Source organism: Sinorhizobium sp. FG01 (genome assembly GCF_002531875.1).
In the GTDB taxonomy this organism is placed as follows: Bacteria; Pseudomonadota; Alphaproteobacteria; order Rhizobiales; family Rhizobiaceae; genus Sinorhizobium; species Sinorhizobium fredii_C.
In genome coordinates, this window is sequence record NZ_NWTB01000010.1 from 146,492 (window position 1) to 159,682 (window position 13,191).

General features: G+C 63.9%; 12 protein-coding genes. 4 read left to right on the forward strand and 8 right to left on the reverse strand.

The genetic code is table 11. The annotated features are described in order from the left end of the window. Window positions 1-88: 88 nt before the first annotated feature. From CO656_RS18290 to CO656_RS30265, 5 genes are all read right to left on the reverse strand, one after another. Entirely contained in the window at window positions 89-928 is an 840-nt protein-coding gene (locus tag CO656_RS18290; protein WP_097526651.1) for an MBL fold metallo-hydrolase, read from the reverse strand. Between the two features lie 110 nt (window positions 929-1,038). Continuing rightward, complete coding sequence (locus CO656_RS18295) at window positions 1,039-4,215, reverse strand: multidrug efflux RND transporter permease subunit (protein WP_097526652.1); 3,177 nt, start codon at window positions 4,213-4,215, stop codon at window positions 1,039-1,041. Beyond that, window positions 4,212-5,369, reverse strand: coding sequence for an efflux RND transporter periplasmic adaptor subunit (locus CO656_RS18300; RefSeq protein WP_097526653.1), 1,158 nt, complete (start codon window positions 5,367-5,369; stop codon window positions 4,212-4,214). Before CO656_RS18300 ends, CO656_RS18295 begins: the two co-directional genes overlap by 4 nt. A gap of 341 nt (window positions 5,370-5,710) precedes the next feature. Beyond that, window positions 5,711-6,535 (reverse strand): YmdB family metallophosphoesterase, encoded by an 825-nt coding sequence (locus CO656_RS30260; RefSeq protein WP_037420064.1) that lies wholly within the window; start codon window positions 6,533-6,535, stop codon window positions 5,711-5,713. Window positions 6,536-6,541: 6 nt separating this feature from the next. Next, window positions 6,542-7,123 (reverse strand): 5-formyltetrahydrofolate cyclo-ligase, encoded by a 582-nt coding sequence (locus CO656_RS30265; protein WP_176536632.1) that lies wholly within the window; start codon window positions 7,121-7,123, stop codon window positions 6,542-6,544. Window positions 7,124-7,392: 269 nt separating this feature from the next. Between CO656_RS30265 and CO656_RS18310 the strand changes: the two genes are divergently transcribed. Next, on the forward strand, window positions 7,393-7,602 hold the full coding sequence (locus tag CO656_RS18310) for a hypothetical protein (RefSeq protein ID WP_037420072.1): 210 nt from the start codon (window positions 7,393-7,395) through the stop codon (window positions 7,600-7,602). Here CO656_RS18310 and CO656_RS18315 read toward each other — a convergent pair. Beyond that, a complete protein-coding gene (locus CO656_RS18315; RefSeq protein ID WP_097526654.1) occupies window positions 7,597-7,821 on the reverse strand; it encodes a hypothetical protein in 225 nt (74 codons plus the stop codon). The genes CO656_RS18310 and CO656_RS18315 overlap by 6 nt on opposite strands. A 73-nt stretch (window positions 7,822-7,894) precedes the next feature. On the opposite strand from CO656_RS18315, the gene CO656_RS18320 reads away from it, so the two are divergent. Beyond that, window positions 7,895-8,794, forward strand: a complete 900-nt coding sequence (locus tag CO656_RS18320; protein ID WP_037420077.1) for a LysR family transcriptional regulator — start codon at window positions 7,895-7,897, stop codon at window positions 8,792-8,794. A 262-nt stretch (window positions 8,795-9,056) separates the two neighbouring features. Here the strand turns inward: CO656_RS18320 and CO656_RS18325 are convergent, their stop codons facing one another. Together CO656_RS18325 and CO656_RS18330 are read right to left on the reverse strand one after the other, a co-directional pair. After that, window positions 9,057-9,434 carry a cell division protein ZapA gene (locus CO656_RS18325; protein WP_037420080.1) on the reverse strand — a complete coding sequence of 126 codons (378 nt, stop codon included), beginning with the start codon at window positions 9,432-9,434 and terminating at the stop codon, window positions 9,057-9,059. A gap of 12 nt (window positions 9,435-9,446) precedes the next feature. Continuing rightward, window positions 9,447-9,716, reverse strand: a complete 270-nt coding sequence (locus tag CO656_RS18330) for a DUF4164 domain-containing protein (protein ID WP_012709307.1) — start codon at window positions 9,714-9,716, stop codon at window positions 9,447-9,449. Window positions 9,717-10,131: 415 nt separating this feature from the next. On the opposite strand from CO656_RS18330, the gene tkt reads away from it, so the two are divergent. Together tkt and gap are read left to right on the forward strand one after the other, a co-directional pair. After that, window positions 10,132-12,108, forward strand: a complete 1,977-nt coding sequence (tkt, locus tag CO656_RS18335) for a transketolase (RefSeq protein WP_097526655.1) — start codon at window positions 10,132-10,134, stop codon at window positions 12,106-12,108. Window positions 12,109-12,180: 72 nt separating this feature from the next. After that, window positions 12,181-13,191: a type I glyceraldehyde-3-phosphate dehydrogenase gene (gene gap, locus CO656_RS18340; RefSeq protein ID WP_097526656.1), complete on the forward strand. Its 1,011-nt coding sequence runs from the start codon at window positions 12,181-12,183 to the stop codon at window positions 13,189-13,191.

Sequence of the window (13,191 nt, forward strand, 5' to 3'; positions counted from 1 at the left end):
CCTTATAGTTTCATTGCCGCTTTTCGTCCAGCAGGGCCACCGTTCCGCCACGCGGAATTCGACTCACGCGCAAATGCAGTTCCGCCCGTCAAACCCCCTGGAGCACATGGATCAGCGGCTTGCTCGGCAGAGTGCGCAGCGAAACCGTGATGCTTGGACCGGTGGCGAAGCTCTTGTCATAGTCGTCGCCGAACATCGCCAGGAAATCGCCGATCGGCGGTCCGCGCCGGTGCATCGGCAGGATGAGCGCGGCGCGCAGCCGCGACGTGACGCGGCTCATGCTTTCCGCCCCCATCGTCAGGCCGCCGTCGACGGGCACCATCAAAACGTCGAGCCGGCCGATCTGCCGGTAGTGGCTGTCGTCGAGCTCGTGGTGGAGGTGGCCGAGATGACCGATGCAGAGTCCTGCCACCTCGAATATAAAGATCGAATTGCCGTCCGGCTCCATGCCCTCGAAGCCGGAGCGGATGTCGGTCGTCACGTTGCGGATATAGGTATCGCCGACGACGAGATCGTGGTCGGCCGGCTCGCCATCCTCGCCCCAACCATGCAGCACGTGACGGATCGCCGGGTCCGGCGTCAGCGTATAGTGGCTCGAATGGGCCTTGTTCATGGTCACGACGTCGGGCCGCGTCGCGGTCCGGAACCAGCCGTTGTAATCGGTGGCGATCGAAATCCCGCCCGGCGTTTCGATCAGGAAGGTCGAGTGGCCGACATAGGTGATGGTGACTTCGCCGTCGGCCGCCGCCGCGACAGGCGCGATCTCGGGTGCTGCGAAGCTGACGAAGGTCGCCACCGGCGTGGCTGCGGCGATCGCCTGGCACTGGCTGATCGGTGCGGACACGTCCTGAGCATGGGCCGGCTCCGGCCAGAGCGCATGGATGAACCAGATGGCGACCAGGGCGTAGGCAAGGTATCGCAGCAGCATCCTCAACCTCTCACGCAATCAAGCGCCGCGCAGGATCATTCAAGCCCGCGGCGCCGTCCACTTACAAAGGTCGCCCTCCGCTCACAATCGCGTCATTGCGGGGCCTTGCGTCACTCCGCCGGAGCACCCGCCGCCTCCGGGGCCGGCGCCCGCTTGCGGCGGAACGAACGCAGCGTCACATAGAAGACCGGGGTCAGGAACAGACCGAGGAAGGTGACGCCGAGCATGCCGGAAAAAACCGCCGTGCCGAGCGACTGGCGCATTTCGGCGCCGGGACCGGTCGCTATCACCAGCGGAACGACGCCGAGGATGAAGGCAAAGGCGGTCATCAGGATCGGCCGCAGCCGGAGCCGGCTTGCGTCGATCGCTGCCTCGATCGGCGATCTGCCCTCCTCCTCGCCCTGGCGCGCGAATTCGACGATCAGGATCGCGTTCTTGGCGGAAAGGCCGATCAGCACGATAAGGCCGATCTGCGTCAGGACATTGTTGTCCATTCCCCTGAGCGAAACGCCGATGAGGGCGGCGAGAACGGCAAGCGGCACGATCAGGATGATCGCCAGCGGCAGCACCCAGCTCTCATATTGCGCGGCCAGCGCCAGGAACACGAAGATTACCGACAGCGCGAAGATGAATGCAGCAGTGTTGCCGGTCTGGCGCTCCTGCAAGGCAAGTTCGGTCCACTCGAAGGTCGTCCCCTGTGGCAGGATCTGGCCGGCTAGCGCCTCCATCTTGTCGAGCGCCGTGCCGGTCGAGACACCCGGAGCCGCATTGCCCTGGACAGGAACGGAGACATACATGTTGTAGCGCTGCACCAGCGCGGGGCCGCTCGTATCGCGAATCTCGACGAGCGTGCCGAGCGGCACCAGCGCGCCGGAAGCCGATCTGACCTTGAGCGCGAGGATGTCGTCGCGCTCCACGCGATACTGCTGGTCGGCCTGGGCGCGGACCTGATAGACCCGGCCGAATGCATTGAAATCATTGACGTAGGACGTGCCGAGATTGATCGACAGGGTCTCGAAGATGTTGGGGATCGGCACGTTCAGCGCCCGCGCCTTGTCGCGGTCGATCGCCAGGAAGAATTGCGGGCTCGAGGCCGAGAACGTGGTGAACACCCCCGTCAGCCCCTCGGTCTGGTTCGCCGCTCCCATCATCTGAAAGGCAAGACCCAGGGCGCGGCGCATGTCAGCGCTCTGGCGGTCCATGATCTGCATCTTGAAACCGCCCGAATTGCCGATGCCGCGCACCGACGGCGGTGGCACGGCGATGATGAACGCTTCCTGGATGCCCTGCATCGCGCCGAAGATCTGACCGATGATCTGGTTGGCACTCTGGCCCTGTACGAGCCGCTCGTCGAAGCTGTCGAAGGGCGTGAAGATCACGCCGGAGTTCGAGGCATTGGTGAAGGTCGCGCCGTTGAAGCCGGCAAAGGCGACGGCGTCCCTCACCCCCGGGACTTTCCGGATCATCGCCGACGCACGCTGGACGACGGCATCGGTCCGTTCGAGCGAGGCACCGTCGGGGAGCTGGATGACGACGATCGCGTAACCCTGGTCCATCGTCGGGATAAAGCCGCGCGGCACGACCTGCGCTATGTACCAGGTGGCCCCGAGCAGCGCGACAAAGACAAGCAACGCGGCGGCCAGCGCAATCCGCGTCTGCACGAGACGGCGCACAACCCAGCCATAGCCGTCCGCCATCCGGTCGAAGCCGTTGTTGAAGCCGTTGGCCAGCGCTCGGCCGAAACGGGTCACCGGGTTGCGGCTTTCATGTTCGTGATCGTCATGCGGGCGCAGCAGGATGGCCGCAAGCGCCGGCGACAGGGTCAGCGAGTTGATCGCGGAGATCACCGTCGCCACCGCGATCGTCACGGCGAACTGCAGGTAGAACTGCCCTGCAATTCCCGGAATGAAGGCCGTCGGCACGAAGACGGCAGTCAAGACCAGCGAGATGGCGATCACCGCCGCGCCGACCTCGTCCATGGTCACATGCGCAGCTTCTCTCGGCGTCATTCCTTGCGCCAGATTGCGCTCGACATTCTCGACGACGACGATCGCATCGTCGACCACGATGCCGATCGCCAGCACCAGACCGAACAGCGTCAGCATGTTGAGGGAGAAGCCGAAGGCGAAGAGCAGCGCGAAGGTGCCGATCAGCGAGACCGGAATGGCGACGATCGGGATGATTGCGGTGCGCCAGGACTGGAGGAAGACGATCACCACCAGCGCCACGAGGATCACCGCCTCGCCGATCGTCAAATAGACTTCGTCGATCGATTCCGAAATGAACTCGGTCGGATTGTAGATGATGCGGTGTTCGAGCCCATCGGGAAAGTCCCTGGAAAGGTCGGTCATCGTCGCCTGGATCGCGTCCGCCGCCGCGAGCGCGTTGGTGCCGGGACGCGAAAAGATGCCGAGCGCCACGGCCGGGCTGCCGTTCAGGTAGCTGTTCGTGACATATTCGCGCGCTCCGAGCTCGACGCGGGCGACGTCCTGCAGCTGCACGAGCCTGCCATCCTCGGTCGCCTTGACGATCACATAGCGAAACTGTCGCGCGTCGCTGAAGCGGCCGTCGGTGGTGACGGTATATTGAAAGGCACTGTCGCCCGACATTGGCGGACCGCCGATCGAGCCGCCGGAGACCTGGACGTTCTGCTGGCGCAGCGCCTCGACGACGTCGCCGGATGTCATGCCGTAAGCGGAGAGCTTCTGCGGGTCGAGCCACACACGCAGCGCATATTCGCGCTCGCCGAACAGGATGACGTCGCCGACGCCGTCGAGCCGGACGAGAAGGTCGCGGATACGCGAGCGAGCATAGTTGGAGACGTAGAGCTGGTCGTAGCGGTCGTTCGGCGAGAGCAGGTGAACGACCATCATCAGGTCCGGCGAGCTCTTGGTGGTGGTGACCCCAATGCGCCGCACGTCCTCGGGCAGGCGCGGCTCGGCGATCGAGACCCGGTTCTGCACCAGCACCTGCGCCTCGTCGAGATCGGTGCCGAGCTTGAAGGTAATGGTCAGCGACATGGAGCCGTCGGCGGTCGAATAGGAGGACATGTAGAGCATGTTCTCGACGCCGTTGATTTCCTGCTCGAGCGGCGTGGCGACCGTATTGGCGACGGTCTCCGCATCCGCGCCCGGATAGGAAGCCCTGACGACGATGGTGGGCGGCGCGATCTCCGGATATTGCGCCACCGGCAGCTGGAAATAGGCGATGCCGCCGATGATCAGCAGCACGATCGACAGCACCGAAGCGAAGATCGGTCGGTCGACGAAGAAATGCGCAAATCTCATTGGGCGTTCTCCGCCGCCTGCGCCGCTTCCTGCGGCAGCACGACAAGCTCAGGCTTCACCTTGACGCCCGGTCGCGCGCGCATGATCCCGTTGACGATGATCGTCTGATCGCCGGTCAGGCCGCTGCGGATCACCCGGTAGCCATGCAACCGCGGCCCGAGGCGCACCGGTTTGGTCGCAACGCTGCCATCCTCGCCGACCACATAGACAACGCGCTCGTTCTGGTCGGCGGCGATCGCCTCATCGGGAATGAGGATCGCCTGGTAGGTGTTGGAGCCTTCGACCTCGACACGCCCGAAAAGGCCCGGCTGCAGAATGAAGTTGGGGTTCTCGAAGCGTGCGCGCAGGCGCATCGTACCTGTTTGGGTGTCGACCCTGTTCTCGGAGAAATCGAGCTTTCCCTCGAACGGCGGTTCCGTGGCATCGGCGATTGTCACGTGCACGGAGAGCGCGCCCGCGCCCTCCTGCAGCGCGCTGCCGCGGTCGCGGGCGGTGCGCGCATAGGAAAGCAGCCGCCGCTCGTCGACGTCGAAATAGAAATCGATCGGATCGAGGGAGACGATCGTCGTCAACACGGTCTCGTCCGCCTGGACAAGGTTGCCGGGCGATATCCAGCGCCGGTCGACGCGGCCGCTGAGCGGCGCGGTGATCGTCGTGTATTCGAGATCGAGCTTGGCCCGATCGACGGCCGCCTCGGCGCCCCGAATATTCGCCTGTGCGGCAAGCAGCGCGCGGCGGTCGTCGTCGAGCTTGGAAATCGAAAGCGTGCCGGTTCCGGTCAGGGACTCGGTTCGCTTGAACTGCGCCTCGGCGAAGGAGAGCGTCGACTGCGCCGAGGCAAGCGACGCCTCCGCCTGGGAGAGAGCCAGGCGGAAAGGCCGTTGGTCGATGACGAAGAGCTTGTCGCCCTTCTTCACCAGCGCGCCGTCCGTAAAGAACACCTGGTCCAGATAGCCGCCAACACGCGAACGGACCGAGACCTCGTCCACCGCCTGAAAGCGTCCGATGAACTCATCGGCGTCGATGACGTCCCGTACCACCGGCTTGGCGACGGTCACCGCCGGCATCTGAGCATCCTGCGCCCCGGCCGGGGACAACATGAGAAGAGAGATCGAAATGCCGGCAATCGCCGGCAGACGCCACTTTCGCAACATGCACGTTCTCCAGGCACTTGAATAGCAAGATCGCCCGGCGCGGCTTGCGTCCAGTTGCCGTGGCGACAGTCTCGAGCCCGGGGCATTGCCACCGAGTGGTGCCAGAGCGGGAAAAGGAAGAGTGCCTGCGGTTTTCCCGCACGCATTTTGCTCTGGCTTCTAGATCGACATGGGAACTTGCGATAGCGGCCGCTCAAAACGGCTCTGATTTGCGCGCTAACCTGCCACCATTTTCAAAGCCTGTCACTTGAAAAAAAGCGTCTCCCACGGCGTTGCAGGCGGTCGTCGGATTGCAGGCTAGTCGGATGTCCGCCGAGAAATCGGCCGAAGCCGGCCGATTCTCAGGACCAGAATTCCGGCATCGTTTCGCCAAGCCGCGGGCCGAGCCGGAGCGGCGCGATCTTTTCGGCAAGTCCCGTGCGGTCGGAAATTTCGACGCCGACGCCGCAAATCGTTGCGGGACCGGAGGCCGCTTCGAAGCGGCCCTTGGGCATCTTGGAGATGAAACGGTTGAGCGGCTCTTCCTTGTCCATGCCGAGCGAGGAATCGTAGTCGCCGCACATGCCGGCGTCGCTGATATAGCCGGTGCCGCCGTTCAAGATCTGGTGATCGGCCGTCGGTACATGGGTATGCGTACCGACTACGAGGCTGGCGCGGCCATCGACGAAATGGCCAAAGCACTGCTTCTCGCTCGTCGCCTCGGCGTGGAAGTCGAAGACGACGACATCGGCCTGTTCCCCGAGCGGGCAGGCTTCGAGGATTGCCTCGGCGCATTTGAACGGGTCGTCGAGTTCCGGATGCATGAAGACCCGGCCCATGACGTTGGCGACCAGCACGCGGGCGCCGTTGCGGGAAAAGAACAGATTGGAGCCGCGACCGGGCGTGCCGGCCGGATAATTGGCCGGGCGGAGGAACTGGTCATGCCGCTCGCAGAAGACGACGGCCTCCTTTTGGTCCCAGACGTGGTTGCCGGTCGTCACCACATCTGCACCGGCGCTGATCGTCTCCAGGAAGATGTCCTCGGTGATGCCGAAGCCGCCGGCGGCGTTCTCGCCATTGACGACGACGAAATCGAGCTTGAGATCGCTCACCAGCCCCGGGAGGCGCTCCCAGACTGCCGTGCGGCCCGTCTTGCCAACCATATCTCCCAGAAACAGAAGTCGCATACCCGTTCAATCCCGCTCGAAATGTCGGAAACCGCTCTCCGTCAACACGGCGTCGAGCGCCACGTCGTGCGGTTCCGCCGGCACTGATGCCACTTCCTGGCAGTCGAATGCAATCCCGATCAGGCGCGGCATGTGGCCTTTGCTGCGCAAGCGGTCGATCGCCCGGTCATAATAACCGGCGCCGTAGCCGATCCGGTGGCCGACCGCATCGAAGGCCGAAAGCGGCACAAGCATAATGTCCGGATCGAGCTCGGGCGCGTCCGGTCCCGGGCCCGTCGTGCCGAAGCCGGTCTCTACGACCGCCACGCCGTCGGCGAGCTCGCGAAACACAATGGTCTTCTTGTCGAGGATCACCGGCAGGCAGAGGCGCGCCCCGCGGTCCTTGAGCCGCACCATCAGCGGCCGGATGTCCGCCTCCGAACGGATCGGCCAGAAGCCGGAAACCACGTGCCCGGGATCAAGCGCGATGATGTCGCTGGCATGATCCGCCATGGCGAGGCTCGCCTCGATGCGGGCCTCGGCCGGCATGGCGTCGCGCATCGCCAGACGCTCCGTCCGCAGTGCGGCTTTCAAGTCCCTCGGCGACATCAAGCATCCCTTTCCATCAAACGGTTCGAACCTGCAACGAGGTAGTGCAGTTCACAGGCGAACTGAACCCGTGTCTCCGTCGCTTTTGCAACATTTCGCGACAGTCCTCCACCCCTCCCAAAACGAAACAGCATTAACCGGATCTTCACCTTTTGCCGCGGTTCGGCTTCGCGCGACGCTTTGCTCGTGCAATTACCTTCATGATTTCAAATGATTGGACGAGCTGCGATCCGGCGTGCCGGTAGCTCTCGGAGAACAGGCCCGTGTCCATGACGGACAGGATCGACCAGCTCGGCGTTTTGGAACTGCGCTGCCTCTCGCTGGCAGCCCGCGGCCGGACTCGGTTGGAGATGATGCGCGAAACCGATATTCCGGTGGAACGGATCGATCGGGCCCTCGAAGAGGCGATGCGCAAGCTCAACGCGAACAATCTCGCCGAAGCCGTCATTCGCGCCGCAAGGCTCGACCTTATCTCATAGCATCCAGTGTGAATGCCGGACCGGATCCGGCCACCATCCGTCCGGCGAAGACTCGATCCCGACGAGGCCGCCGTCGCTGATGAGATGCGGGTCGCCGCGATCCATCACCAGCCTCCAATGGGCCTCGATGGCCCACCGCAGCCGCAAACGCTCGACCGCGGCGCCGAACAGCGACGATTGCCGGGAAGTCGGAGAAGCGGGCGCAACCAGTACAGGCATGACAGGGCCTCGCGAAAGAAGAAACAATCCGATTTTCCGGCTTTCGTTGACATGAGACAAACGAATTGCGAACATGGCTGGCATCAGAATTTCTTATGGCGCCGCCATGTCCCTTCCGCTCGACAGCGACTTGCTCAGAACGTTTCTCGCGGTCGCCGATACCGGCAACCTGACACGGGCCGCCGATGCGGTTCGACGCACGCAATCGGCCGTCAGCATGCAGATCAAGAAGCTCGAGGACCTGCTCGGCTTCCCGCTTTTCGAGCGGCATTCCCGCGGCGTCGTGCTGACGGCTGAGGGCCGGCGCCTCGTCGACAATGCGCGGCGGATTGTCGCCCTGCTCGACGACACGGCGGCAGCCCTGCGCCAGCCCGCCCTCGACGGCTCGGTCCGCATCGGCATATCGGAGGAATACATCAACTCAACGCTGCCGAGAGCGCTCGGCGCCTTCGCCGCCAGTCACCCGAATGTCGAGGTGACGGTGCAGCAGGGGCACTCGATGTCCAATCTGAAATCGCTCGATGCCGGCGAGATCGACATCGCCGTCGTGTTCGAGCCGGGCGGCCGAACGAGGAACGAAGTCCTCATGGTGGATCCGACCGTCTGGGCCGTCTCGGACCAGCACGGCACGCATGAGCGGCGACCTGTGCCAATTGCCACTTATACCTATTATGAAGGCGGGTGGTGTGATGATCTGGCCCTGCGCAGTCTGAAGAAACGGGGCATAGACAGTCGCGTCGCCTATGTCAGCCGCACGAGCAGCGGCCTAATCGCCGCGGTCGTTTCAGGTCTCGCCATCGCCGCGCTGTCGCGCAGCGCCATACCCCATGGCTGCCGCGAACTGACCGAAGACGACGGCTTCGGCATCATCGACATGTCGAACGTCGTCTTGCGCACGAGACCGGACCATCGCTCCCCGACGGTGGACGCAATGGCCGACGCCATCCGTCGCGCCTTTCGGGGTGCCGATTGAAAGGAAGGAGTGCGATCCACGACGACCGGTGGAGAGTTTACGATCCCGGGTGCCTACTAAGTAGGTGGGCGCCGTGTGGTCCAGACCCACGGGTCCGGACAGGGACAGCTCCCTTGAGATCGTGTATGGCCCCGGGGATTGTGGTTCCTGTCGGGAAGCGCAGACCGCCCCGCAGATATAGAACGTCTTCACCGTTTTCGCCAGAGCGGTCCGGCGGAAATCGCACCCGCACCGACAATTGGGGGTCTCGAGCCGGGGCGGCCTAGTTCGCCGGAGCGGCCGGGCGGCCGTTGAGCTTGGCGGTGATGTCCTGGATCTGCGCCGTCACGTCCGCCAATGCCGAGGCGAGCGCCTCCTCGCTTCTCGCCTGGTCGGAAAGGTTCGCGTCGCGGCTGTTCTTCAGGTTTCCGACCTCGGCCTCGAGGTTCTTCAGCCGCCGATTGACCTCGCTCAGTTCGTCCATGACCATGATGCCCGCCATCACCGTCAGCCTGAGGTCGCCGATTTCGCCGAACTGCCCCTTCAGGTGGCCGACATATTGATCGAACCGGGCGGCGAGGTCGCTCAGGTGATCCTCCTGCCCTTCCTCGCAGGCCATGCGGTAGGCCTTACCGTCGATCGTCACCGTCACCTGTGCCATGCTTCAAGAACCTCAGCGATCCAGCACTGCCCGAATGGTCTCCATCGCCGTCACCAGACGGCGGGACACTTCGCGATTGACTTCTTCCAAACGATTGGCCCGGAACTGCGATTGATCGAGCTCCTGCGCCAGCCGCGACCGGTCCGTATTGACCCGGCGCACCTCGCCCTCGAACTCGCTCACGTCCTTTTCCTTGTCAAAGCGGCCGTCGATTGCGATTTCAAGGGACTGAACCGCGTTTCGCAATTCCTCGATCGCCGCATTGACCGTCTTTGCAGGCATCTCTTTCGAAACCTCCAGAGGGGATGAGCAAGGCCGAACGCTTTCTCATTGCCCGAAACAAGGGGCGGAGCCGATCCCGCGCCTATCGCCTGAACCTCTCTCGCTCCGCGCTCCGAATCGTCCAGCGTTCCGGCCGTTCGGATCAACCTTTTTAAACCCATTCCGTAAGGCTCAACAATGGCGGCGTCGCCAATTGCACGCTGCAAGCTGTGGATCGCCGATTTTATCCGCCGATGCTATGCTTGCGGCGCGATCCTTCGGCCCAGGCAAGGTCGCAAAAAGCGCGCCGCCACCGGCGCCGGAAGGCCTGTATTTGTTGACTCGGGCGGCGCACCTGCTATGTGTTCGGCCGCTTCTCATACGGTCTTTGGAGGATAGAGACCGTCCCCTGACCACCGAACGCAACGGAACAGTCATGATCTCTCGCGAAAAACACGACCGGATGGCGAATGCAATCCGTTTCCTCTCCATGGACGCCGTCGAGAAGGCAAATTCCGGCCACCCGGGTCTACCGATGGGGGCGGCCGACATAGCAACGGTCCTCTTCACCCGCTACCTGAGCTTCGACCCGAAAAACCCCGCCTGGGCGAACCGCGACCGCTTCGTGCTGTCGGCCGGCCACGGCTCGATGCTGCTCTATTCGCTGCTCTATCTCACCGGCTACGAAGACATCACCATCGACGAGATCAGGAATTTCCGCCAGCTCGGCTCTCGGACCGCCGGCCATCCGGAATACGGCCATGCCGCCGGCATCGAAACGACCACGGGGCCGCTCGGCCAGGGGATTGCCAATGCCGTCGGCATGGCGCTCGCCGAGCGCAAGCTGCGCGACGAATTCGGCAGCGACCTCATCGAGCACTTCACCTATGTGATCGCCGGCGACGGCTGCCTGATGGAAGGCATCAGCCAGGAGGCGATCGCGCTTGCCGGCCATCTGAAGCTCAACAAGCTCATCGTCTTCTGGGACGACAACAACATCTCGATTGACGGGCCGATCTCGATCGCCGACTCGACCGATCAGCACGCCCGCTTCCGTGCGTCCAAGTGGCATACGATTGCCGTCGACGGCCATGATCCGGAAGCGATCGCCGCGGCGATCGAGGAGGCGCAGAAGTCCGACAAGCCGACGATGATCGCCTGCAAGACCGTCATCGGCTTCGGTGCGCCGAACAAGGCCGGCACCCACAAGGTGCACGGCTCGCCGCTCGGCGCCGAGGAGATCGCCGCGACCCGCAAGGCGCTCGGTTGGGAAGCCGAAGCCTTCACCGTTCCCGCCGACGTGCTCGACGCCTGGCGCAGCGCCGGCGAGCGCTCGGCCGAGACGCGCAGGGCATGGGAGGCAAAGCTCGAGGCCGCTGAGAAGAGGGCCGAATTCGTGCGCCGCTTCTCCGGCGAACTCGAAGCGGGCCTCGCCCCGGCGATCAGCGCCTACAAGCAGAAGCTCGCCCAGACCAAGCCGTCGCCGGCCACCCGCAAGGCTTCCGAGGATGCGCTGGAAGTCATCAACGGCGTGCTCAACGAGACGATCGGCGGCTCGGCCGACCTGACCGGCTCCAACAACACCAAGACGAGCCAGACCCATTCGATCACGCCGGACAATTTCTCCGGCCGTTACGTCCACTACGGCGTACGCGAGCACGGCATGGCCGCCGCCATGAACGGCATGGCGCTGCATGGCGGACTAATCCCCTATTCGGGCGGCTTCCTGATCTTCTCGGACTATTGCCGTCCGTCGATCCGGCTTGCCGCACTAATGGGCATTCGCGTCATCCACGTCCTGACCCACGATTCGATCGGTCTCGGCGAGGACGGCCCGACGCACCAGCCTGTCGAGCACCTGGCCTCGCTGCGCGCCATCCCCAACCTCCTGGTGTTTCGCCCGGCCGACGCGACGGAAACGGCGGAGTGCTGGCAGCTCGCACTCGAAAGCCGCAATCGCCCGTCCGCCATCGCGCTGACGCGCCAGAACCTGATGGCGGTGCGTACCGAATTCAAGGAAGAAAACCTCTGCGCCCGCGGCGCCTATGACCTGGTCCCCGCGAAGGATGCGAAGGTGACGCTCTTCGCCACCGGCTCGGAAGTGGAGATCGCCGTCAAGGCCAGCCAGGCGCTGCAGGAGAAGGGCATTTCCGCCCGCGTCGTTTCCGTGCCCTGCGTCGAGCTTTTCGCGGAGCAGAGCGACGACTATCAGAAGGCGATCGTCGGCAATTCGCCGGTCAAGATCGCCATCGAAGCCGGCGTCCGCCAGGGCTGGGATCATATCATCGGCAGCGACGGCACCTTCGTCGGCATGTCGAGCTTCGGCGCTTCCGGTCCCTACAAGGAACTCTACAAGCACTTCGGCATCACGCCGGAAGCGGTTGTCGCGGCCGCCGAAGCCAAGCTGTCCTGATCAAGCCGGAGGGCGCCCTTGTGGCGCCCTCCATTCGTTTACCCACGCCAAACTGATAGGGAGAGACCCGACATGACAGTCAAAGTCGCCATCAATGGTTTCGGCCGCATCGGCCGCAACGTGCTTCGCGCCATCGTTGAATCCGGCCGCACGGATATCGAAGTCGTCGCGATCAACGACCTCGGCCCCGTCGAGACCAACGCCCACCTGCTGCGCTTCGACTCCATTCACGGCCGCTTCCCGGCCGACGTGAAGGTCGACGGCGACGCGATCGTCATCAACAGCGGCAAGCCGATCAAGGTGACGGCCATCCGCAACCCGGCCGAACTGCCGCACAAGGACCTCAGCGTCGACGTCGCGATGGAATGCACCGGCATCTTCACCGCGCGCGACAAGGCAGCCGCCCATCTCGAAGCCGGCGCCAAGCGCGTCATCGTCTCGGCACCGGCCGACGGCGCCGATCTCACCGTCGTCTACGGCGTCAACCACGACAAGCTGACCAAAGATCACCTGGTCATCTCCAACGCATCCTGCACGACCAACTGCCTCGCACCGGTCGCCAAGGTGCTGAACGACGCCATCGGCATCGATCACGGCATGATGACGACGATCCACTCCTACACGAACGACCAGCCGTCGCTCGACCAGATGCACAAGGACCTCTACCGCGCCCGTGCCGCGGCGCTGTCGATGATCCCGACCTCGACCGGTGCGGCCAAGGCCGTCGGCCTCGTCCTGCCGGAACTCAAGGGCAAGCTCGACGGTTTCGCCATGCGCGTGCCGACCCCGAACGTCTCGGTCGTCGACCTGAAGTTCGTCGCCAAGCGCGACACGACCAAGGAGGAGATCAACGCGGCGATCAAGGCAGCCGCCGACGGCCCCCTCAAGGGCATTCTCGGCTACACGCTTGCCCCGAACGTCTCGATCGACTTCAACCATGACCCGCATTCCTCCGTTTTCCACATGGACCAGACCAAGGTGATGGAAGGCAAGTTCGTGTCGATCCTCACCTGGTACGACAACGAATGGGGCTTCTCCAACCGCATGTCGGACACGGCGGTCGCCCTGAGCAAGCTCATCTAA

Excerpts from the sequence above, each read along its gene's own strand:
- tkt (WP_097526655.1), top strand. The coding sequence starts at position 10,132 with ATGATCTCTCGCGAAAAACACGACCGGATGGCGAATGCAATCCGTTTC.
- CO656_RS30260 (WP_037420064.1), bottom strand. The coding sequence starts at position 6,535 with ATGCGACTTCTGTTTCTGGGAGATATGGTTGGCAAGACGGGCCGCACG.
- CO656_RS18300 (WP_097526653.1), bottom strand. The coding sequence starts at position 5,369 with ATGTTGCGAAAGTGGCGTCTGCCGGCGATTGCCGGCATTTCGATCTCT.
- CO656_RS18325 (WP_037420080.1), bottom strand. The coding sequence starts at position 9,434 with ATGGCACAGGTGACGGTGACGATCGACGGTAAGGCCTACCGCATGGCC.
- CO656_RS18320 (WP_037420077.1), top strand. The coding sequence starts at position 7,895 with ATGGCTGGCATCAGAATTTCTTATGGCGCCGCCATGTCCCTTCCGCTC.
- gap (WP_097526656.1), top strand. The coding sequence starts at position 12,181 with ATGACAGTCAAAGTCGCCATCAATGGTTTCGGCCGCATCGGCCGCAAC.
- CO656_RS18290 (WP_097526651.1), bottom strand. The coding sequence starts at position 928 with ATGCTGCTGCGATACCTTGCCTACGCCCTGGTCGCCATCTGGTTCATC.
- CO656_RS18295 (WP_097526652.1), bottom strand. The coding sequence starts at position 4,215 with ATGAGATTTGCGCATTTCTTCGTCGACCGACCGATCTTCGCTTCGGTG.
- CO656_RS18310 (WP_037420072.1), top strand. The coding sequence starts at position 7,393 with ATGACGGACAGGATCGACCAGCTCGGCGTTTTGGAACTGCGCTGCCTC.
- CO656_RS18315 (WP_097526654.1), bottom strand. The coding sequence starts at position 7,821 with ATGCCTGTACTGGTTGCGCCCGCTTCTCCGACTTCCCGGCAATCGTCG.
- CO656_RS18330 (WP_012709307.1), bottom strand. The coding sequence starts at position 9,716 with ATGCCTGCAAAGACGGTCAATGCGGCGATCGAGGAATTGCGAAACGCG.
- CO656_RS30265 (WP_176536632.1), bottom strand. The coding sequence starts at position 7,123 with ATGTCGCCGAGGGACTTGAAAGCCGCACTGCGGACGGAGCGTCTGGCG.